Origin of the sequence: Mesotoga sp. Brook.08.YT.4.2.5.2., assembly GCF_003351125.1 — a bacterium.
Lineage (GTDB): Bacteria > Thermotogota > Thermotogae > Petrotogales > Kosmotogaceae > Mesotoga.
The window spans coordinates 51,178-73,092 of record NZ_JPGZ01000031.1; the positions used below are offsets into that span (position 1 = coordinate 51,178).

Below are 21,915 nucleotides of genomic sequence, written 5' to 3' on the forward strand. Positions count from 1 at the left end.
AGTTCACTCCTCCTATCTATTCGAAAAAACCTCTGATAATCTGTTAATTGAGAAGTCGAGATAGGCGTTTACCTTCTCATAGTAAGTCAGCTTAGGCGAGATAACGAATACACTACCAATCTTCTCATCGTTTCTGGAATAGGGAGATACAAATACGGCAAAGTTTCTGAGCTCCTCTCTGCCAACTTCCTCACCTATGAAAACTCTTTGATCATAAATATCGCCAAAGGAGTTAAGCAATATCTCAAGATTCCTCGGATTCTCAACCGATCTTACGAGTCCGGAAATGTCGGCAGAGTCCAGAAGATCGTTTGAAATTATGAACTCCAGGCCATATTTGTAGTACTTCTCTTCGTTCTCCTTATCAAAGATACTCTGAAGAAAATTTATTATGTCTTGCAATCTCCTATCATGCCACTGATCGTACCTCAGTTCAACGTCCCTTATTCCCTTTCTTATTTCCCCGATTGTCTTTCCTACGACTGCCATGTTCACGTACTTCTGGAAGCTGTCTATATCGAATTCACTAGCTCCAAGGAAGACTGTCGTATTTAGACTGACTCCAAGATCGGTTACAATGGATACATTAAGATAACCATCGGTTATCTTCGAGATCGAAACGCTGTTCACCAGCAGTCTGTCAAACTTCGGCTTCTCAATGACCACAAAACCCGATACAGCACGTGCCAGAATTCTGGTCATACCCTGAAGAAGATGCTCAACATCACCCACAGTGCTGGTCTGTCTTATTGCAATTGCTACATTGCTTTCTTGAAGATCCTCGGTGATCGTTTTAACTGAATCGAAATAGAACCTTAAGCCCTTGTCGGTCAAAATCCTGCCTGCTGAAGTATGAGGTTGATAGATATAACCTAAAAACTCCAGCTTTCGCATGTCGTTTCTTACGGTCGCAGAACTATACTTGAGGTTAGAGTGCTCCAGAACCTGCTTTGAACTCACAGGTCTTCCAGAGGCTATGTATTCTCTCGAAATACAATAAAGCACTCTTATCTGCCTTGGATTCAATTCTGGACCACCTGTACGTTTTCTTGACACCTAGCACTCCCTCCCATAGACTGCTAATAAATGTTACCATATGCCGCCTCTGTTGTCAACTTCAGAGACCGGTGATACAATCTTTAAGAGCGAAAGGGGTGTGATCAATGAGGTTATCTCAGGTCATAGAACTCCTCGGTAACAGTGTTCTTCAGGTTGTGAATCCCGGCAATACAGATCCGGAATTTGATCATATCGAGAGTGACTCACGTGTTCTTAGAGAGAGAAACCTCTTTGTATGCATTAAGGGTTCGAGCTTTGATTCACACCTGGTTGTGAGGGAGCTTCAGAGAAGGGGCGCAGTCGCTCTGATAGCGGAGCTGCCGATTGAAGACGAAGAAGTCGTCGTTCCGATTGTTTACGTGAAGAGTTCTCGTCTTGTTGAAGCACTACTTACCATGGAGGAGCACAGCCATCCTTACAGAAAACTCACTACTATCGGTGTAACTGGCACAAACGGGAAAACAACAATTACAACTCTCATCTATCACGTTCTCTCTTCCTTTGAGAGAAAGGCATCTTTAATTGGCACCGTTAGAAATGTGGTTGGCGAGAGCATTTACTCAAATCCAAAGAACACCACTCCGGGACCTATAGAACTTGCTAAGCTTCTCCAACTGTCGGCGGAGAAGAAGAGTGAATACTTCATTATGGAGGTCTCATCACACTCTCTTTCGATGAACAGGGTCGAAGGTATGCGTTTCGATGTCGGGATAATCAGCAATGTTACGAGAGATCATCTAGATTTCCACCCGACTTTCGATGATTACTATAGATCAAAGATGAGACTGTTCTCGTTGTTGAAGACTAATGGAATCGCCATTGTAAATGGAGACAAGATAAACATTGCAGATATCCATATAGCCAGAAACAGGATAACAACCTACGGATTTGGCGATGAATCAGATTACAGAATCGAGAATCTCGATATATCGAGGACGGGGATGGACTTCACCATACAGACTCCATACGGTTCTTCCCATAGAATATATTCGAGATTGATCGGCGAACATAATGCTTACAATATTGCAGCAGCAGTAGCAACTCTAAACTCACTGAATTACGACCTCGACCACATCGCTAAAGCCATTTCTTCCTTTGGAGGGGTACCGGGGCGATTCGAGTTTGTTGAGGAGGCTACCAAATATGGCTTCGATGTGGTAATAGACTTTGCCCATACGCCAGATGCTCTTGAGAAGCTTCTTAAGACAGCGAGAAGACTGACTCCCGGAAGACTAATCCTGGTATTTGGTGCCGGCGGGTCGGCCGATAAGGGGAAGCGACCGCTGATGGCAGAAGTATCTTCGAAGTTCAGCGATGTGGTTATACTCACTTCTGACGATCCGAAACTCGATGATCCCACCGAGATTCTTAGCGATCTCGAGAGCGGAGTAGACAAGTTCAAACCTTATCTCGTCATTCCCGATAGACGGGAAGCTATATCGGTTGCTCTCACCCTAGCAAACCGCCAGGATATGGTCTTGATAGCAGGACGTGGTCACGAAGACTTCCAGCTTCTGCGTGACAGGAAGATCCCCTTCAACGACAAACAGGTCGTAAAAGATATTCTAGAAAGTAAGTTTCGGAGGCACATCAAGAAGTGATTCCAACATCGGTAATTGAAGAACTCTTGAGTTACTCGGAAGATAGTCGAATTGCTCTCGATTCCAGAAAGGTGTCTGCCGGAGACGTCTTCGTCGCAATAAAGGGAGATATAGCCGATGGAAATGATTTCGTTGAAGACGCATTATCTGCTGGCGCGACTCGCGTTTTTTCGAACAGACCGTGCGCGGATCCTAGAGTGATTACGGTTCATGATACGGTTGAGCTTCTTATGGAAGCGGCTAAGGAAGTCATATCGCGCTCGCACCTCAAGAGCAGAATAGCCATAACCGGCTCCAACGGAAAGACCACGACGAAGGAAATCACAGCCTTTCTTCTTTCACAGCTTGGAAAGACCTTCAAAACGGCCGGCAATCTCAACACAGAGATAGGCTTGCCTCTCTCCTTACTCGAAAACAGGAGGGAGCTGCTATCGGCTAAATATGGGGTTTTTGAACTAGGTACCAATGCCAAAGGAGACATAAGAAGACTTGTGGATCTTGTTGAACCCAATCTTTGCGTTCTTCTAAATGTCGGCACGGCACACGTTGGAAACTTTGGAGGAATCGATGAACTGCTTGAAGAGAAGTTGTCAATCTTCGAATCAGGAAAGCTCTCCAGAGCTGTTTTGGGCGGAACCGACGAAAGATTGAGGAAATTCGCCGCCGATATGCCTGTTGAAACTCGTCTCTTTGGAAGGAATGACGCAGACTTTTCCATAGTAGACTTCTCTTACGGCAGTGGCGAGACTTTGCTTCATTTCGACTGCGAAGGCGATAGATTCGTCCGACTTAAAGGTATCTGGAGTCTTGGACAGTTGATGGATCTGGGGGCCGCTTACCTTGTGGCTAACTTTGAAGGCCTCGAAGAACCTTCAATCTTCCTGAGCGATTACAAGTCTCCATTCAGAGATCGTTTCAGCGTCGAACACCTTCATGGAATAACTCTGATCAGCGATTTCTACAACAGCAGCCTCGAATCTTGGGAGTCGGCAATTGTCTCTATTGAGAAGCTCAGTTACTCCCGAAAAATCGCTGTAGCGGGCTCTATACTGGAGCAGGGCGAAGAAGAAGCTAATACTCATGAAAAGCTTGGCAGATTGCTGGGGAAGTTCGATATTACGATTCTTTTCAATCATGACAAAGCGATTGAGGCTGCATCGAAGTATGTAGAACCCTCGCTAATTACTGACAGTGTTGAACAGTTAGCCGAATGGCTATTCGAGAACGTAAGAAAAGGGGACCTGGTTTTTCTCAAGGCTTCAAGGGCAGTAGCCCTGGAAAGAGTGCACAAAGCGTTTGTCGAGATGATGAGAAATGCATAGGGAAGCCCTTTCCTTTCTCCTGGCATTTCTGCTGGCAGCTATTGTCATTGAGCCTTTCAAGAGATTTCAAAGGAAGAAGAAAATAGGCCAGTACATTCGAGAAGAAGGACCGGACCTCCATAATTATAAAACGGGAACACCAACAGCCGCCGGAATTGTCTTTCTTCCTATTGCTCTTGCAATTTCCGTCATATTTGCCTTTAGGATAGAGGTTTTGCTGGTTGTTCTTACGGGCGTTTTATTTGGCCTGATAGGTCTCGTAGACGATGTCTCTAAGATCGTTAAGAAGAACGCATCCGGTTTGAGTGGCAAGAAGAAGTTGTTGCTTCAATTGGCTTTTGCATCAGCCATGGTCTTGGTCATTCAGGTTATCAATCCACATACTCACATGGCGTTTCCACTTTTAGGAGAGATAGATTTTGGCCTTGCCTACTATCCAATATCGACCGTGGTAATTGCCGGAATGAGCAATGCAGTTAACCTTGCTGACGGGGTAGACGGGCTGGCAGGTTCTATGTACATATTCTCGCTGGCTCCAATGATGCTTCTTCCAGTTTGGCAGAATGGGATAATCGCACCGATTTGCGGTGCACTGGCAGGATTTCTGTGGCACAACTGGTTTCCCGCCACGGTTTTTATGGGCGACACAGGGTCGATTTCTCTCGGAGCAATGATAGCCGTGATGTTCGCATTGGACGGACGGGAAGGCTTCCTTCTCTTTTTCGGTATGATGTTCCTCGTAGAGATGTTTAGCGTGATTATTCAGGTGTTTTCATTCAAAGTCTTCGGGAAGAGAGTGTTCAGGATGTCTCCAATACATCATCACTTCGAACTGCTCAATTGGAAGGAAAGCAAAATCGCTTTCAGGTTTTCATTGATCGCTTTTATTGGTGCAGTCTTCGGTCTGCTCTCATGGTAGGTGAATAGTTTGCTTGAAGGAAGAATCGGTCTTGTGGGATTTGGCGTCTCAAATCAGACGCTCCTGAGAAGGTTAGTAGAAGATAAAGATCCTTTCTCTTTGTTCGTCTCCGACAACGGTAATATTGGGGATGAAGGAAAGAGAATACTGAAAGAGAATCTAGTGGAGTATGAAGAAGGCGGACATACGGAAAGGTTGTTCAGCTGCGATGCTTTCGTGGTTTCACCCGGTATATCGCCCTTTTCCGATGTCGGCAAAAGGATAATTGACTCTGGAAAGCTCTTCACTACAGAACTCGAAATCTCCCTTGACCGACTGTGGTCAAAACCAAGAGGGACGGTCATTGGCGTAACCGGAACAAATGGAAAGTCGACAACCGTAACGATGCTGAATCACATTATCTCCGGAAAGAATAAGAAGGTCTTTCAGGGCGGGAACCTCGGAAACCCTCTTGCAGGAGTGAAAGACGACTTTGATTACTATATTCTGGAGGTTAGCTCCTTTCAGCTAAGATGGTTTGCAGAGGAAAAAATACGGTTCCACCTGTCCGCTATAATAAACCTAGGAGAGGACCATCTAGACTATCACAGGAGCATTGACGATTACTTCAAGTCGAAGTTGAGAATTGCAAGAATGACTGAGGGTTTCACTCTACTGCCGAAGGCTGTAGCAGACAGTCAAAAGGAGAATCTTGCCAACTGCAAGCTCATGCCTTTCTCTACTTCCTGCGAAGCAGACAACTGCTTCGACAGGGAACATTTAATGGTAGCGGGAGTGCCGTTTGAGACTTCATCCCTTCCGTTCACCGGACTACACAACTATGAAAATTCTCTTGTAGTTCTCATGATCTCACGACTCATTGGGCTGTCTGCAGAAGATGTTTTTGAAGAGCTGAGAAGCTATTCATTTCTCTCCCATAGACTTCAGCTGGTAAGAGAGTTTGAAGGAGTCAAGTACTACGACGATTCGAAGGCGACCAACGCCCACGCAGTCAGTGCCGCTCTGAGGAATTTCGAACTATCGAAAACAATTCTGATTCTCGGGGGTCAGGAGAAGGATGAGACATACATCGAGTTGATCGAACAGCTTGGTCAACTTAAGCACGTGGTTATGCTGGGAAACTCAATGAAGATATTATCTGCTAAACTTCAAATGAGAGGAATACCGTTATGCATTGCAGGAAACATGGCAGAAGCAGTTGGTATTTGCAGAAGGTTAGCACTCTCAGGCGATAGCGTAGTGCTGAGTCCGGCCGGTTCAAGCTTTGATCTTTACAAGAACTATGGAGAAAGAGGAAATCATTTCAGAGAGATAGTCAGCGCATTGGAGTAGTCATGAAGAGAACGTATCTGTTACTGGCACTGTATAGTAGCGTCTTTATTATCTTTGGATTTGTGTTCATTTACAGTGCCGGAATAAGTATGGAGGCAAGACATCCGGGAGTGACTGCTTCGGAGTTCCTTGAGACGCAGTTGATAGCTTTTGCAATAGGTCTGGCCGGCGCGCTGATAATCATCTACATGAAAGGCTCCTGGCATTTTAAGAGGGCCTTCACGGTTTATTACCCGCTTACACTTTTACTGCTTGTCGCAGTTCTCTTCTTTCCCGATAGGGGCGGCTCAAACAGGTGGATAGATATCGGAAGTTTCTCGCTCCAAATTTCGGAATTTTCGAAGATCTCCCTGCTGATAGTTCTAGCTAGATATTTCGGAGGGTTGAAGAAAAGGAACTTGGTGACGACGTTCTTGATTCCGCTGGGAATCCTCGCGCCAATCGCTATGCTCGTGTTTATAGAACCCGACCTCTCCACAACTGGGATACTGGTTGCGATCACTCTTGTTATGATGATAATCGGAGGAATAAAGCTGCGCTACATTGCGCTTGCGTTGCTCTTTGTGGTTATACTGGTGCTTGTTCTGTACAGCGGAGGGTTTATAGAGGATTATCAGATTCAAAGAATAACCTCTTTCCTTACTTCGATTACCGGTGAGGAACATGAGCAGGTCTCATATTCGCTGATGGCGATTTCATCCGGGGGCCTCACCGGAAAAGGGTTGGGAATGGGGCTTGTCAAGTATTACCTGCCGGTTAGCTACTCCGACTTCATATTCGCCGTCATTGGAGAGGAACTTGGCCTGTTAGGTCTTCTCTTGCTGATGTTCGCATATGTGGGGTTCATAAGGGAATTAATAGTTGCTGGCCTGAAGGGCTCCACTGCTCTCGAGGGGAAGCTTTACATAGTTGGGTTTGCACTATACGTGATGATTCAGGCTACAATCAATATTGCAGTCAATCTTGGACTCTTTCCTCCAACAGGTGTCACGCTTCCATTCGTTAGCGCGGGCGGTTCCTCGATGATGTCTCTGATGATAGGATACGGTCTTGTCTTCTCTATACTAATAGAGTCTAACGAAGAAAGGGAAAGAGAAGATGAAGAAGCTTAGGGTAGCTTTCTGCGGGGGAGGCACCGGCGGCCACTACTATCCCGCCGTTGCCATTTTGCATGAGCTTAGCAAATCTAGAGAGCTCGATCTGCTGTATTTCACAGTCTCAGGAAAGATCGACGACAGGAACGTCGAACAAGACTTCCCCGGGGCTAAGAGAGTACCTCTTAGGCTGACAGGCCTGAGAAGGCCACTCTACAATCCGGCAAATGCCGGAATACTTTTCTCGCACTTCAATACTGAACGCTACGTGAAGAGGCAGCTGAGCGAATTCTCTCCCGATTTTCTTTTCTCAACGGGAGGCTATGTATCCTACCCAGTTGTGAAGGCCGCTCATCAACTTGAGATACCGGTTTTCATTCACGAACAAAACTCCGTAGTCGGAATCGCAAACAAGAGGCTCGCCAAGTACGCAAGGCTTTTCTTCATCTCTTTTGAGGAAAGCAGGGAGGCTCTTGATATTCCCCAAGAGAAGATCGTGTCTTCGGGAAACCCGGTAAGGGAAGCAAGAGCCTCGAGAAGCGAAGTCTTCAAGAAATTCAGTCTTTCAGAGAAAAGTCCACTCATTGTCGTATTAGGTGGAAGTCTTGGATCAGAGACCATAAACAAGGTATTTGAGGAGCTTTACTGTGAAATGAGAGAGAGAAAGAAGGAATTGTCCTTTGTTCACTCGACAGGTAACGATGAGACGGCCCTATCACTACGAAGATTTCCATTTGTACGTCCTTACGCTTATATAGAGAACCTTACAGATGTAATAGCCTGTGCGGATCTTGTCGTGTCAAGAGGTGGGGCAACCACTATCGCAGAGCTACAGTATTTCGGAAGAAAGGGTATAATTATTCCGTGGCCCGGCGCATCTGAAAATCACCAATTTCATAACGCGCTCTCTCTGGAAAGAGTTGGACTGGGTTATGTTATACTGGAAGAGAAATTGACCTCCGCAGCTTTGAGCATTGCAATAGACGAAATGTTGCAAAAGGAAATCAGTTACAAACCTCCAAGAAGACCAGTTGAGATTGTGTTGGATAATATACTCCGGGAGGAATCGATTTGAAATATCACTTTATTGGCATTGGCGGAATTGGCATGAGCGCTCTGGCAATGCACTTAGCATCTGAGGGTGACCAGGTTAACGGATCGAACTATGAAGAGAATGAAAGAGTAGATTACCTTCGGTCGAAGGGCGTGAGTGTTTTCATTGGTCATTCCTATGAAAACCTTGAAAGTCCTGATATCGTTGTAAGAACAACGGCTATAAAACAGGGCAATCCCGAACTGGTCAAGGCGATTTCGAAGAGTATTCCAACGATATATCGAATGGAACTGCTTAAAAGCCTTCTTTCAAGAAACACCTCTCTCTGCGTAACGGGAACCGACGGGAAGACTACCACTACCGCTATGGTATCCAAAATACTTGTCGACTCGGGAAGGGACCCCACCGTCTTTTTGGGGGGAATCAACCCTCTCTTGAACGATGGGAACTACAGAAAAGGAAATGGTATTACAGTTACTGAGCTAGACGAAAGCGATGGCTTCTTTGCTTCCTTCAAGCCGGACTATGCGATTATCACCAACGTTCGGGGCGACCATCTCGAACACTATGATAATTCATTTGACAATCTCAAAAGCCACTTCAGATACTTCTCCAGAGGTGTCTGTAAGTTACTCGTGACAAATGCCGATGACCCCGTCTCCGAAAGGATATTCAAGGGAAGTCTCACTTTCGGGAGAGACAGAGGGCATTATCGCTTTTCGGATAGGACAACAGGAATAATGAATCAGACTTTCAGATGCTGGAAAGGCGATACAGATCTCGGCATTTTCAAACTGATGATCCCGGGCGAGTACAACGCTTACAACGCCACAGCAGCCGTTGCCCTAACTCATGAAATGGGAGTCCCAATTGAGTCGATCCGAAGCTCTATAGAGTCTTACAGATCTGTCGACAGAAGGTTCACATTCAGAGGTCTCGATGATTTCAGGAACCTTTTTTTCTTTGACGACTACGCACATACTCCAGATGAAATAAGCAGCACAATTAGAGGTGCTCGAGAATTCTTCCCCGGGAAGAACGTTATCGTCGTCTTCCAACCTCATAGATACTCCAGACTGGTCAGAGAAAACGGTCGTTTCGCAATGTCACTCAAGGATGCCAGTGAAGTCTGTGTTTACAAGCTCTACGAAGCTTATGAGAAGGGGGAGTATGCGATAGATGAGACCGAAGTTCTGAAGGGTCTCAGCAGCTACGGAGTTCCGGCGGTCCATGCGGTAAACTACACCGAGATACTCGAATGGCTAGAAAAGAAGAGAGACGCAGTAATACTCTTCCTTGGAGCGGGCGACATCACAGAGGCATCAAAAATGAGCGCCCTCAAACTCTGTGAAGCACATTAGCGACGTTTAGGGTTTGGCAAACTGCACAGCCGGTACAACCTTCCCATCTGCAATCGTCTGTAGTTTCTCCTCTCAGTGCTTTCTCGAATTCATCAATGAGAAACTGCTTCGAAATACCAACTGAAATGTGTTCCCAGGGAAGATCCTCTTCAAGGGTGAATCCTTTCATATAACTTTCAACATCTATTCCAGCATCTGCAAAGGCCTGCTGCCACAATGAGGCATCGAACTCTTCATTCCATTCATCGAAGATCGCTCCCGATCTGTAAGCCCTAAATACTGCTTCACCGACCTTTCTGTCTCCTCTGCTTAGAACTCCCTCGACCGTACTGCTCGAAGGATCATGGCTGCTGAACTGGATTCCTCTTCCGGAAACCCTTCTGAGAATACGAAGTTTTCTCTCTGCTTCCTCTCTGTTTATCTGTTCAGAGAACTGGAACGGAGTATGTGGCTTTGGAATAAAGATAGCCGCAGAAACTGAGACCTCTCTGAAACCGACCGCTTTAACACGTCTCGCGAGCCTAACAATCTCCTGCAAATCTTCATCTGTTTCTGTGGGAAGCCCTATCATGAAATACAGCTTCACTCTCTGCCAGCCGCTGTCTCTTGCCGCCTTCACTGCAGACATAAGATCGTCTTCCGAAACGTTCTTGTTAATCACGTTTCTAAGTCTTTGAGAACCGGCTTCGGGGGCGAAAGTCAAACCCGTTTTCCTTATCGAAGCAATCTTTGAAGCTATCTCAACTCCAAAGGAGTCTATCCTGGTGCTGGGCAAGGAAAGTGCAACTCTCTCGGGTTCGAGCAAAGGAAGAACCTCTTCTGTCAGAACATCGATCGAGGAGTGATCCATAGTGGACAACGAGAGAAAGGAAACTTCTTCATAACCCGTAGCTCCCAGGACTCTCTCCACAGATTTTTTGAGTTCCTCTACAGCTCGCTCTCTGACAGGTCTATAGATCATACCTGCCTGGCAGAATCTACAGCCCCGATTACAGCCTCGCATTACCTCCATAACAGCCCTGTCGTGTACAGTTTTCATATAAGGGACGATGGGCTTGCCGTCAATCTCATAGCTGGATAGGTCGGAAATCACGGCCTTGACTACCTCTTTCTTCCCCAGCGAGGGAACATAGACCCCCTCAATCTCAGACAGAATTCTGAGGAGCTCTCCCCTTCTCCCCGATATAAGCAAGTCGATATTTTCCTTCACTGCCTTGCAGACAACCGGAGTTACGGCCTCTCCGTCTCCAATAACAAAGGCATCGAAGTAGTCTGCCATTGGCTCGGGGTTTGTCGAACACGGTCCGCCTCCAAGTACTATCGGCTCGATCGTTCTCTCTTTCTGAAGAACGGGAATACCTGCAAGATCTAGAAGAGCGAGGACGTTAGTGTATCCGAGTTCATATTGAAGAGTCAGACCGAGTATATCGAAATCTGAAGCCGGAGTATAAGTCTCTAGAGAGTACAGAGGGACTCCTGCGCTCCTCATCTGGCCGATCATGTCTTTCCATGGAAGGTAAGTTCTCTCCGCAAGAAAACCCTCGATTTCGTTGAGCTCCTTATATAATATCTTAAGTCCCAAGTGAGACATTCCAACTTCGTATGTATCTGGAAAAGCAAGAAGGATTCTCAGCCGTCCTTCGGGATTCTTCACTACGCGATTGAGTTCCTTGCCGATATAGCGGCTCGGTTTTCCGACTCTGTGGAGGACTCCTGAGGAAACGAGCCACTTCCTGATAGACTCAGAACCGATCATCAGACTGTGAGCTCTGTGGAAAGAAGAAACATCAATCTCAGTAGATTGTCGTAATCCTCGATCGAAATGTACTCCGTCTCTGAATGTAAGTACCTAACGGCAAGCGCCAGGGGAACCATTTTGATTCCCTTCTGCTGGAAGGGAATCCCATCGGTGCCGCCTCCGGTTACCCCGACCTGGAGAGGTATCTCCCTCTCCTTCGCAAATTCCATCAAACGCTTTCCGAGACCGTAATCTCCCAGAGAGGAGGTGTCAGACATCCTGAGTACGGCTCCGTTCCCCGGTCTTACATTACCCGTAAGTCTTGAGCAGCAGGCAAAGGAATCAACGGGAAAGAATAGGTTGGGCCTCAAGCGTTCTGAAAGGGCTCTAGATCCAATCAACCCAATCTCTTCCTGAACAGTCCAGGCAAGCACTATCCTTCTATTTAGGTTAACCTCAGAAAGCATATCTAACAGATCGAGGAGAGCAAGGCAACCGGATCTATCGTCCAAAGACCTTACGGATACGTACTTGTCGTTGAGAATAGAGATCTGTTTTCTGAAAACGGCATAGTCGAGTACTTCTATTCCTAGACTCTCGGTTTCCTCTTTTGATGAGGTTCCCACATCTATCACGAGACTCTGCCAGGAAAGGTCTGGCTTCTCCCGAAGATGCGGAGGTGTCATCCCGATTACACCATCTATCGACTCACCTGAAGATGTTATCACGTCCAGGTGTCTGCCGACGAGAAGTTCGTCTGCTATCCCACCGATCTTCTTGAAGTTGAGAGTCCCATCTTCATTAACGCCGGTCACAAGCAGGCCTATCTCATCCATGTGGGCGGCGAAAGCGATAATCGTATCCCCGCTGCCGACCTCAACAATTACGTTCCCGAGATCGTCGATCGAAGCCTCCACACCTTCGGGAATCATCTCGATTATCTTGGCTCGAATCATCTCTTCTCGTCCGGTCATGCCGGGAACAAAGACAACGTCCGTCAATCTATCTAAATTCATGAAGCCACCTCCTCACCAATTATAGCCTAAGGCCGTGAGTATAGGAAGTTCGACTCACAAAGACGTTCAGGACGGTTATAATCGTAAATGGTAGAGTTTGACTGCAAACGATAATTGATCTATCTTCAAATCATCATATACAGACTTCATGAATGGAGGAGATTTTGTGAGCAATTGCGAGAGACTTCAGAAACTCAAAGACGAGTGGCAGAAGAAGAAAGTGATGCCTCTTCTCAAGAAATTCCCCGAAAGGAAGAAGGAGTTCAAGACTTCCTTCGATCAGAAGGTTGAGATTCTGTACACACCACCTGAGAAGGAAGAATACGAAGAGAAGGTTGGTTTTCCAGGTCAATATCCTTTCACCCGGGGAGTTCAGCCGACGATGTATCGGGGCCGTCTATGGACCATGAGACAGTATGCAGGGTTCGGGACTGCCGAAGAATCCAACAGAAGGTACAGATACCTCCTATCTCAGGGGCAGACAGGGCTTTCCGTTGCCTTCGACCTCCCCACCCAAATCGGCTACGACTCGGATGATCCGATGTCCGAAGGAGAGGTTGGAAGGGTTGGAGTTGCGATAGATTCGCTGGAGGATATGGAGACGCTGTTTGATGGAATCCCCCTCGAAAAGGTCAGCACATCCATGACAATAAACTCCACCGCTGCGATTCTCCTTGCGATGTACATAGCCGTGGGCGAAAAACAGGGTGTCGAAGCCTCGAAGCTTACCGGCACGATCCAGAACGACATTCTGAAGGAGTACATAGCAAGAGGAACTTATATTTTCCCGCCCGATTCATCTATGAGACTTATTACAGATATCTTTGAGTACTGCTCCAAGAACCTCCCAGATTTCAACACAATAAGCATCAGCGGGTACCACATAAGAGAGGCCGGAGCAAATTCCGTTCAGGAGATCGCTTTCACTCTTGCTGACGGAATAGCATACGTTCAGGCAGCAAGAGAGGCCGGCCTTGACCCCAACGTTTTCGGGAAGAGACTCTCATTCTTCTTCAACTCCCACAATGGTTTCCTCGAAGAGATAGCCAAGTTCAGAGCCGCAAGAAGACTGTGGGCTAAGATAATGAAAGAGAGGTTCGGCGTGACTGATGAAAAGGCAATGATGCTGAGATTCCATACTCAGACCGGTGGTTCGACGCTTACGGCGCAGCAACCAATGAATAACATAGTAAGGGTCGCATTTCAAGCTCTGGCTGCTGTTCTTGGAGGAACACAGTCGCTTCATACGAACTCTTATGATGAAGCTCTTGGCCTTCCAACGGAGGATTCAGTGACTATCGCCTTGAGAACACAGCAAATAATTGCCTCTGAAACAGGTGTTACGGACACAGTCGATCCATTGGGTGGCGCTTACTTCATTGAAGAGCTTACAAACACAATGGAAGAGAAGGCTCTTGACTACATTCAGAAGATCGACGATCTGGGAGGAATGGTCGAGGCCATCAGAACGGGCTTTGTGCAGAAGGAAATCCTCGACAGCGCCTACAGATACCAGGTTGCGATCGAAAACAAGGATCACATAGTTGTAGGCCTTAATGAATTTGCCGCCGATGAGGAACAAGAGAGAGACATCTTGAGACTTGACCCGGCTATAGAAGACCTGCAAAGAAAGAAACTCGAGGAGCTGAGAAAGAAGCGGGATGGCGGCGAAGTCCGGAACCATCTTGAGAAACTCAAGAAAGCAGCTCAGGGAAGCGATAACCTCATGCCCATAATAATCGATGCGGTAAGGGCATATGCAACTCTGGGAGAAATCGCAAACGCTCTTAGAGAAATCTTCGGTGAATACACCGAAGCCGTGATTCTTTAGAGAGAGGTGAACATGATGAACAAGATAAAGGTACTCGTGGCAAAGCCGGGGCTTGACGGACATGACAGGGGAGCAAAAGTAGTCGCCATGGCACTCAGGGATGCGGGAATGGAAGTCATCTACACAGGCCTTAGACAGTCTCCTGAATCCGTAGTAAAAGCTGCTTTGCAGGAAGACGTTGACGTAATTGGACTGTCTATACTTTCCGGGGCCCATATGAGAATTTGCAGAAAGGTGCTGGAGCTTATGAAAGGAGCCGGAATCGGGGACAAACCTCTCTTTGTTGGAGGCATAATACCATCGGAAGATGCCGAAGAGCTTAGAAGGGCGGGAATTCTTGAAGTGTTTGGACCAGGGACCTCTCTGAAATCGATAATCGAGAAGATAGAGGAAACGGTTAAGAAATGAAATCGATGGAACCGGCTAAGATTGACCAGCTAAGTGTCTCAAAATCTTTGAGCTTAATTGAAAACAATACACATTCAGCGAGGGAGATGATTGGGGAGCTGCCCGAACGCGACTACTGCGTGATAGGCATAACTGGAAGTCCGGGGGCCGGCAAGTCTTCTCTCACCGACCGCCTTGTGTGCATTAGTGCCGAGGAAAAGGCCACTGCCGTTATCGCCATCGATCCGTCTAGCCCATTCACCGGTGGTGCCTTTCTTGGTGACAGAATCAGAATGAGACGGGCTACCGAGGATCCAAGGATCTTTGTGAGATCAATGGCCAGTCGAGGAAATGTCGGTGGACTTAGTCCTTCTATTTACAACGCAGTCGAATTTCTGGGCAGGAGCGGGTACGATCGGATCTACGTTGAAACAGTCGGAGCAGGCCAATCGGAAACCGATATAGCAAACCTTGCCGACATAGTCCTTCTGGTTCTTGCTCCTGGCCTAGGTGACGACGTTCAGACCATGAAAGCCGGTATTATGGAAATTGGCGACATATTTGTCATTAACAAGAGCGACCTCCAGGGAGCCGAACAACTTGCCTCCAGAACAAAAGCTATTCTCGAACTTTCTGGAAAGCGATTGCCGGTTCTGAAAACCGACTCGATTAAGGGCAGTGGCCTGAAGGAACTCTTCAAAAAGATAGAGGAGGTGCTTGCCGACTTCGCGAACTCCGGAAGACTGTCAGCAAGGCGAAACAAGCGTAACCTTTACAATAACTTGAACAGCGCGTACCAGATAATAAAGGAACACTACGCCGAAAATGATAAACTTGAAGAACTAATAAGGTATCTTCTTGAGAATATCGGGAGGTAATCAGATTGAAATCCAATAGGATAGACCACATTGGCATAGTCGTTAAATCGATCGAAGAGAGGCTTTCCGTTTACAGAGATCTTCTGAAACTCGAAGTCACTGGTATCGAAGAGCTTCCTGAGCGAGGGCTGAAGGTTGCCTTCATAAAGGTTGGCGACACAAGGATCGAACTTCTGGAACCGCTATCTGAGAATAGTCAGATATCCAAGTTCCTGGAAAGCAGAGGAGAAGGCATTCACCACATCGCCTTCCGTGTTGACGATGTTGAAGCCGCAATTGAAGAGGCTGTTTCACTGGAACTCAAACCTCTCTCAAGAGAGCCTGAGTCGGGAGCCGGTGGAACAAAGATAGTCTTCCTCCATCCAAAGAGCACAGGAGGAGTTCTGATGGAACTCGTTGAGGGACATCACTGAGGGGGTGATAGATATGGCCGGTAGACTTGAAGAGTTTTTCGAGAAGAACGATAAGATTATCCTTGGCGGCGGCCAAGAAAAGATCGAAAAACAGCATGAGGCGGGCAAGCTCAGTGCAAGAGAGAGAATAGATATTCTCTGCGATGAAGGTAGCTTCGAGGAATTCGACCGATTTGTAAGGCACAGGGCAACGAGTTTTGGACTCGCAGATAAGGAGTTCCCAGCAGATGGAGTTGTTACTGGAATCGGAACGGTAAACGGGAGAAAGATCGCAATCTTCTCTCAAGACTTCACCGTACAGGGCGGCTCTCTGGGGGAGATGCATGCAAAGAAGATTATGAAGGTTCAGGATATGGCCATGAAACTCGGCATCCCAATCGTTGGGATAAATGACTCCGGTGGAGCGAGAATTCAGGAAGGCGTTGATTCACTATTCGGCTACGGAGGGATCTTCCACAGAAACACTCTTTCTTCGGGGGTCATTCCGCAGATAACCGTCGTCTGTGGACCGTGCGCAGGAGGAGCAGTGTACTCACCTGCGATAACAGACTTCATAGTAATGACGGACAAGACCTCCCAGATGTTTATCACAGGTCCTCAGGTGATCAAGGCAGTAACCGGCGAGGATACTTCGATGGAGGAATTGGGAGGAGCTCTGGTGCACAACTCCAAGAGCGGAAACGCTCACTTTTTGGCCTCAGACGATGAGAAAGCGATGCTGCTAGTCAAGACGTTGCTGGATTATCTTCCTCAGAACAACGCCGAAGAGCCGTCAAAAACCGAGTCGATTCCTGGCAACCCTATTGAAGAACTCCGGGATATCGTCCCCGAAAACCCAAAGCAGTCATATGACGTGAAAAGGGTGATCTCACTCGCTGTAGACGAAGGCCGGTTCCTTGAAGTGCACGAGCAATACGCTAAGAACATGGTAATTGGATTTGCGAGAATCGGTGGCAGGTCTGTGGGAGTAGTGGCGAACCAACCGTCTGTCTTTGCAGGCTCTTTAGACATAAACGCCTCCGACAAAGCTGCCAGATTCATAAGATTCCTGGATGCCTTCAACATTCCGATAATAACCTTCGTGGACACGCCGGGATTCCTCCCCGGAGTCTCTCAGGAGCATGGCGGGATAATCCGTCACGGGGCGAAACTACTCTACTCCTACAGCGAGGCGTCCGTTCCCAAGATCACATTGATCCTGAGGAAGGCCTATGGCGGAGCTTACATAGCCATGGGAAGTCAGCATCTTGGCGCCGACATCGTCTACGCCTGGCCTGGAGCTGAAATTGCGGTCATGGGGCCTGAGGGCGCAGCGAATATCATCTTCAAGAGAGAAATCAACGCTTCAGAACAGCCGGAAAAGACTCGACAGGAGAAGATTACCGAGTACAAGGAGAAATTTGCAAATCCCTTTGTGGCAGCCGGGAGAGGCTATATCGAATCAGTAATTGATCCGGCCGTCACCAGAATCGAGATAATAAAAGCTTTGGAAACGCTGGATACAAAAGTCGAAGGAAGACCGTCAAAGAAACACGGTAATATACCGCTATGAGGTGTGTTTGATGGAGGAATATGTTCAGATTACCATAATAGGCATAGGAATCGTATTCCTGGCGCTGGCAATGCTTTATGTGATTTTCAACATTCTCGGTCGTCTGCTATCGAAGGAACAGACCAACGTAGTGAAGGCCCTCGTTCCAAAACCAGTCCCCACAAATATATCCGGAGGGCCGGAGAAACAAGACGGCGATGAAGGAGAAGTCATCGCCGCAATAACTGCAGCAGTAACTTCATTCATGGGTCATAGCAACTTCAAAGTCAGAAGCGTTGCCTCCGTTCCCGTTGCGGCAGCTTCGCTTTGGAAACGTCGTGAACCAACCGTCTACTGGAAAGTGAGGAGGAGCAGGAATTGAGAAGATTCATAGTGAAAGTTAACGGCAAAGAATATAACGTCGAGATTGAAGAGCTTTCTTCTGTAAACGATTCTGGTTCGGGCGGAGCAATTCAGGAACCCGACACACGCCAAAAGGTCGAATCTGCAACTCGGCCCAGGCAGGAAGCGAGAGTCGAGGAAGCTCCGAAACCGGTCGGGCCAGCCAAAGAATCCAGTGGATCGGAAGACGAAATCAATATACTGTCGCCGATGTCGGGCACGATCATCGAGGTACTCGTTTCGACAGGAGATTCAGTCTCTCCAGGGCAGAAAGTAGTGATTCTCGAAGCAATGAAAATGGAGAACAGCATACTTTCAGAGAACTCGGGTACCGTCAAAGAAGTGAGGGTCAGAAAGGGAGATAACATAGACGCAGGCGAAATAATGATAGTTCTAGCATAGGGGCGGTGATCATCGCTCCTATGTTTTTATGTAATATCGTCTTCCGCAGCTTAGCTCTTGATTTTCTCCACAATCGACGGCATTGAAAGGAGACAGAATGGATTCAGCAAATAGGAATCTGGCAACCAAGGCTAGAGAACTCTCTTTGAAGGCTTTCGGGGTCTTTCCAGACATTCCCTTTTCCTTCAACTCCAGATTGAAGAGAATTCTCGGGAGACTAGTTTACTCGAGGAATCGGGGAACGCTTACTCCGCTAAGGATTGAGATTTCTTCTTCTATCTCGGAAAACGAAGAGCTTCTCAAAAAGACCCTGTTGCACGAGTTGTCGCACTTCTACCTGATGACAAACGATAGGGATTTCTCACACGGTTCACCGGAATTCAAGAAACTGGCTGAAGAGCTAGATTTCGATATCGTAGCCGAGTACGAGGGACTTCCGGTACACAGATGGGTGTGTTCCGTTTGTAAGAAGACAGTTGCCCTCTCCTTCAACCGCAGAGAGAAAAAGGGTCTATCTTCCTGCTGTAAAGCCCCGATAGAACTTCAGGAAAAATAATCGAATAAACACTTGCCTTTCTAGAAATTCATCTGTTATAATAATTTATACCTAATATCTAAGTGGTGATATTTATGAAAGCCTATAAGAAGCTCACGAAGGTGCTTGTATACTTTCACGGAGATTATTTTGTGCCGGTAAGGTTCAGTTACGATGGTATAAAAATAGTTGTGAATGCCGTTACCTCCTTCTGGGTGGAGGCCGTGGGGACTCAGAAAATCTATCATTTCTCAGTAATGACCACACTTGGAGCTTACAATCTTGAATTTGACGAAGATGCGAAGAAATGGTACAGCTATCTTCTTGGAGGGTGATTGCTTTGAAAGGAATTCCTTACGTATCGCACATAGATATGGACGCGTTTTTCGCAAGTATAGAGCAGGCGGCAAATCCGACTCTTAAAGGTAAACCGATCGCCGTAACAGGGATTGGAAAGCGGCATTCCGTTGTGACTTCGGCGAGTTACGAGGCAAAGAGACTTGGCGTTAAATCGGGTATGGCCTTTTTCGAAGCCCTGAAGCTCTGTCCCGATCTTATAGCCGTGGGAGTGCAGTCAAAGAAGTACGGTTATATATCGAAAGAGATAATGAAAATGATGACCTCTGTATCACCCAGAGTTATGGTTGCGAGCGTAGACGAGGCTTACATAGATCTCAGCTTTCACACTAAACTGGAGGAGTCGATTAACAGATTCATTTCCTTTAAGAGAGATTTGAAGGAGAGATTCGGAATAACCGCCTCGGTTGGAATCTCGGTAAATCCGATCATATCTAAAATCGCCAGTGATTACTCCAAGCCAAACGGATTCGTAGTGGTCAAAGACGGCATGGAAAGAGAGTTCCTGAATGAGATACCCGTAAAGGACGTTCCGGGAATCGGAAAGCACACGTTGATAAAGCTCGAATCCATGGGATACAAAATGACAGGTGAGCTTTTGGAAGGGTTGGAAAAGTCTCCCATGGATCTGTACACGATGTTTGGAAATGCCTTCATGGGATTTCTGCAAAGCCTTACTAAAAACCGGTTTTCAAGGAAGGAGTTTTTCAAAGAAGAGAGACCGAAGTCCGTGGGTCATTCTATGACGCTATCGGGTGATATTAATGATTTCGATCTTATCGTGAGAGTAACAAACTTCCTGTCGGCAAGGGTAATCTACAGACTTGGAAGATACAAGATGGAAAGCTCAGGGGTCAGCCTGTTCCTAAGATATGCTGACAGGAGTTCAAAGGCTCTTTCAAAGAGGCTGAACTTCACGATATCCTCGATCAAAGACATGACGGAGATCACCCCGTGGCTTATTAGTTCAATCTGGAACGGAACGGCCGTCAGAGCTATCGGAATATCCTGTTGGGCCCTTAGTGAAAAGAAAAATCAAAGACAGCTATCCCTATTTGAAAAGGAAAGAGAACTGCTCGAAACCGTGCTGGAAATAGAGAGGAAATTCGGAGAATACTCGATATTTCCGGGAAATATACTATTCCTCCCCGATATCAGAAAGCTTGAGAAACCTTCTGATCTCCATTACCAGGGCTTCTGCCGTCGCGAGGTTAGTTGCTAACGGTTTGTTATGAACATCACACACTCTTAGAAGGGCGCTCACATCAGGCTCATGGGGTTGTGCGGTGAGCGGATCTCTTAAAAAGATGACGAAGTCTATCTCGTCATTGGCGATGAGAGCGCCTATCTGGAGGTCACCACCCAGCGGGCCGGACTTGAATGAAGTGAGCTCCAATTTGACTTTCTCCCTGAGGATATTGCCCGTAGTGCTGGTTGCAAAAAGGGTGCACTCTCTGAAGACATCGACGTGCTCTCTGACGAACATTATCAGATCGATCTTTTTCTTGTCGTGAGCTATCAAAGCTACTCGTGGTTTTTCACTCATGGCTACCTCCGTTTTTCAACAAGAAGATGATAACATATTCCGCCCATTGAAACTCCTGGCGGCTAGTTGAGGTGAATTGATCTGTCCCTTTCATTCAACGAGATAACAATATACGGGCAAGCCACTACGGACCCGGAATCGACTGCGCGGGGCGGATTCTTCAAGGTGAGGATATGCGTATACAGGAGTGGGGGAGAAACCGAAGAAATCTTTGACATTCGTTTCGATGAAAGAGAATCGAAAAGGGTATTCGCGGAAATTTACAGAGGCTGCTATCTGCTTATCAGGGGCGAAATAAGAGTTACAAAGAGCCTTTACGTAAAACTCAAGGACTTCACCGTGACGACAAAACCCTACGACAGAGATCTCGATATCGACATACCGAGAATACTTACACGGATCAAGAGCGATTACTTCTGAAAAGTCTCGTAATACTTGCCTCTAAGATCGGTGAAGATAGATCTGTCCACCACTGTCTTGAATTCGTCAACCTCCAAGAGAAGATACTCGTCACCGACTCTATCGGTTATCTTCACATACTCAATCTTCGGGAAGTGGCCCTCTCTCCTCAAAAAGGAGACGTGAATATGCATGAGATTAGGGAGATAGCCCCCTCCGCTGAGAAGTCCGAGCAACCTTAATCTCTGTTCGGACGGATCGATCATGTAAACTCGTCTTTCTTCTTCCGTTATAACACTCCAGGTGAAGTTGGAAGACTGGAGAAGACCTTCGAAGAACTGATCGAGAAGGCTGCTCATCAGATTAGTCTGATAACTTGATCTGTATTGCTTCCAAGCCTCCTCCCTAACGACACTAAAAGTCACTTCTTCCCTTGAAAGATATACAAGAGCTATCTGACTCAACTCTTCCGGCTCGAAAAACTCTATATAGAGATCTTCGCCACCAGCTATGATAAGCCTTACCTTCATTTCGAGATCATTATACCCATTATCGGGAGACTCGGTATCTACCAGATGAAAATGCACCTTCAAAAGCGTATCTATGTCACCAGAATCCACAACCTGCTGGATGAAGAGAGTAAGATCATCGTAGGCGCCGTCCGAAGCAAAGCACAATGCTCCGGCTAGCATACAAAACAGTATAATTGCAATGGCGGGAAGCTTCATCTTACTCACC

General features: G+C 46.8%; 23 protein-coding genes. 18 read left to right on the plus strand and 5 right to left on the minus strand.

Annotated elements, in window-relative coordinates; translation table 11 throughout:
- Window positions 1–12: 12 nt before the first annotated feature.
- Window positions 13–1,056, minus strand: a complete 1,044-nt coding sequence (gene hrcA / locus Q502_RS08065; RefSeq protein WP_099829179.1) for a heat-inducible transcriptional repressor HrcA — start codon at window positions 1,054–1,056, stop codon at window positions 13–15.
- A gap of 107 nt (window positions 1,057–1,163) precedes the next feature.
- On the opposite strand from hrcA, the gene Q502_RS08070 reads away from it, so the two are divergent.
- Genes Q502_RS08070 through murC form a run of 7 tightly spaced genes read left to right on the plus strand, consistent with a single transcriptional unit; the run spans window position 1,164 to window position 9,742 of the window.
- Window positions 1,164–2,660, plus strand: coding sequence for a UDP-N-acetylmuramoyl-L-alanyl-D-glutamate--2,6-diaminopimelate ligase (locus Q502_RS08070; RefSeq protein WP_099829180.1), 1,497 nt, complete (start codon window positions 1,164–1,166; stop codon window positions 2,658–2,660).
- On the plus strand, window positions 2,657–3,982 hold the full coding sequence (murF, locus tag Q502_RS08075; RefSeq protein ID WP_099829181.1) for a UDP-N-acetylmuramoyl-tripeptide--D-alanyl-D-alanine ligase: 1,326 nt from the start codon (window positions 2,657–2,659) through the stop codon (window positions 3,980–3,982). Before Q502_RS08070 ends, murF begins: the two co-directional genes overlap by 4 nt.
- Window positions 3,975–4,901, plus strand: a complete 927-nt coding sequence (locus tag Q502_RS08080; protein WP_099829182.1) for a phospho-N-acetylmuramoyl-pentapeptide-transferase — start codon at window positions 3,975–3,977, stop codon at window positions 4,899–4,901. Before murF ends, Q502_RS08080 begins: the two co-directional genes overlap by 8 nt.
- Window positions 4,902–6,233, plus strand: a complete 1,332-nt coding sequence (murD, locus tag Q502_RS08085; protein WP_243392246.1) for a UDP-N-acetylmuramoyl-L-alanine--D-glutamate ligase — start codon at window positions 4,902–4,904, stop codon at window positions 6,231–6,233. It abuts the gene before it with no gap.
- A 2-nt stretch (window positions 6,234–6,235) separates the two neighbouring features.
- Entirely contained in the window at window positions 6,236–7,345 is a 1,110-nt protein-coding gene (locus tag Q502_RS08090; RefSeq protein ID WP_099829184.1) for an FtsW/RodA/SpoVE family cell cycle protein, read from the plus strand.
- On the plus strand, window positions 7,332–8,402 hold the full coding sequence (locus Q502_RS08095) for a glycosyltransferase (protein WP_099829185.1): 1,071 nt from the start codon (window positions 7,332–7,334) through the stop codon (window positions 8,400–8,402). The genes Q502_RS08090 and Q502_RS08095 overlap by 14 nt, the downstream gene beginning before the upstream one ends.
- The gene (gene murC / locus Q502_RS08100; RefSeq protein ID WP_099829186.1) at window positions 8,399–9,742 is read left to right on the plus strand and encodes a UDP-N-acetylmuramate--L-alanine ligase; all 1,344 of its coding nucleotides are present in this window, start codon (window positions 8,399–8,401) and stop codon (window positions 9,740–9,742) included. The genes Q502_RS08095 and murC overlap by 4 nt, the downstream gene beginning before the upstream one ends.
- On the opposite strand, the gene Q502_RS08105 is transcribed toward murC, so the two are convergent.
- Together Q502_RS08105 and Q502_RS08110 are read right to left on the minus strand one after the other, a co-directional pair.
- Window positions 9,720–11,498, minus strand: coding sequence for a TIGR03960 family B12-binding radical SAM protein (locus Q502_RS08105; RefSeq protein ID WP_099829187.1), 1,779 nt, complete (start codon window positions 11,496–11,498; stop codon window positions 9,720–9,722). The two genes, murC and Q502_RS08105, sit on opposite strands and share 23 nt — an antisense overlap.
- The gene (locus Q502_RS08110; protein ID WP_099829188.1) at window positions 11,498–12,496 is read right to left on the minus strand and encodes a M42 family metallopeptidase; all 999 of its coding nucleotides are present in this window, start codon (window positions 12,494–12,496) and stop codon (window positions 11,498–11,500) included. The genes Q502_RS08105 and Q502_RS08110 overlap by 1 nt, the downstream gene beginning before the upstream one ends.
- A gap of 148 nt (window positions 12,497–12,644) precedes the next feature.
- On the opposite strand from Q502_RS08110, the gene Q502_RS08115 reads away from it, so the two are divergent.
- From Q502_RS08115 to Q502_RS08160, 10 genes are all read left to right on the plus strand, one after another.
- Window positions 12,645–14,327, plus strand: coding sequence for a methylmalonyl-CoA mutase (locus Q502_RS08115; protein WP_207759733.1), 1,683 nt, complete (start codon window positions 12,645–12,647; stop codon window positions 14,325–14,327).
- A gap of 12 nt (window positions 14,328–14,339) precedes the next feature.
- On the plus strand, window positions 14,340–14,735 hold the full coding sequence (locus tag Q502_RS08120; protein ID WP_099829190.1) for a cobalamin B12-binding domain-containing protein: 396 nt from the start codon (window positions 14,340–14,342) through the stop codon (window positions 14,733–14,735).
- Entirely contained in the window at window positions 14,732–15,592 is an 861-nt protein-coding gene (meaB, locus tag Q502_RS08125; protein ID WP_099829191.1) for a methylmalonyl Co-A mutase-associated GTPase MeaB, read from the plus strand. Before Q502_RS08120 ends, meaB begins: the two co-directional genes overlap by 4 nt.
- Window positions 15,593–15,597: 5 nt before the next feature.
- Complete coding sequence (mce, locus tag Q502_RS08130; RefSeq protein ID WP_099829192.1) at window positions 15,598–16,005, plus strand: methylmalonyl-CoA epimerase; 408 nt, start codon at window positions 15,598–15,600, stop codon at window positions 16,003–16,005.
- A 13-nt stretch (window positions 16,006–16,018) separates the two neighbouring features.
- Window positions 16,019–17,557 (plus strand): acyl-CoA carboxylase subunit beta, encoded by a 1,539-nt coding sequence (locus tag Q502_RS08135; RefSeq protein ID WP_099829193.1) that lies wholly within the window; start codon window positions 16,019–16,021, stop codon window positions 17,555–17,557.
- A gap of 10 nt (window positions 17,558–17,567) precedes the next feature.
- Window positions 17,568–17,918: an OadG family protein gene (locus Q502_RS08140; protein ID WP_099829194.1), complete on the plus strand. Its 351-nt coding sequence runs from the start codon at window positions 17,568–17,570 to the stop codon at window positions 17,916–17,918.
- Window positions 17,915–18,340 (plus strand): biotin/lipoyl-containing protein, encoded by a 426-nt coding sequence (locus Q502_RS08145; protein WP_099829195.1) that lies wholly within the window; start codon window positions 17,915–17,917, stop codon window positions 18,338–18,340. The genes Q502_RS08140 and Q502_RS08145 overlap by 4 nt, the downstream gene beginning before the upstream one ends.
- A gap of 97 nt (window positions 18,341–18,437) precedes the next feature.
- Window positions 18,438–18,896, plus strand: coding sequence for a SprT-like domain-containing protein (locus tag Q502_RS08150; RefSeq protein WP_099829196.1), 459 nt, complete (start codon window positions 18,438–18,440; stop codon window positions 18,894–18,896).
- Between the two features lie 74 nt (window positions 18,897–18,970).
- The gene (locus Q502_RS08155; protein ID WP_243392248.1) at window positions 18,971–19,210 is read left to right on the plus strand and encodes a hypothetical protein; all 240 of its coding nucleotides are present in this window, start codon (window positions 18,971–18,973) and stop codon (window positions 19,208–19,210) included.
- Complete coding sequence (locus Q502_RS08160) at window positions 19,207–20,454, plus strand: DNA polymerase IV (RefSeq protein ID WP_243392252.1); 1,248 nt, start codon at window positions 19,207–19,209, stop codon at window positions 20,452–20,454. The genes Q502_RS08155 and Q502_RS08160 overlap by 4 nt, the downstream gene beginning before the upstream one ends.
- On the opposite strand, the gene Q502_RS08165 is transcribed toward Q502_RS08160, so the two are convergent.
- The gene (locus Q502_RS08165) at window positions 20,371–20,778 is read right to left on the minus strand and encodes a methylglyoxal synthase (RefSeq protein WP_099829198.1); all 408 of its coding nucleotides are present in this window, start codon (window positions 20,776–20,778) and stop codon (window positions 20,371–20,373) included. The two genes, Q502_RS08160 and Q502_RS08165, sit on opposite strands and share 84 nt — an antisense overlap.
- A gap of 165 nt (window positions 20,779–20,943) precedes the next feature.
- Here Q502_RS08165 and Q502_RS08170 point away from each other — a divergent pair, with 165 nt between their 5' ends.
- A complete protein-coding gene (locus tag Q502_RS08170) occupies window positions 20,944–21,198 on the plus strand; it encodes a hypothetical protein (RefSeq protein ID WP_243392249.1) in 255 nt (84 codons plus the stop codon).
- On the opposite strand, the gene Q502_RS08175 is transcribed toward Q502_RS08170, so the two are convergent.
- Entirely contained in the window at window positions 21,189–21,905 is a 717-nt protein-coding gene (locus Q502_RS08175) for a hypothetical protein (protein WP_099829199.1), read from the minus strand. The two genes, Q502_RS08170 and Q502_RS08175, sit on opposite strands and share 10 nt — an antisense overlap.
- Window positions 21,906–21,915 lie beyond the last annotated feature (10 nt).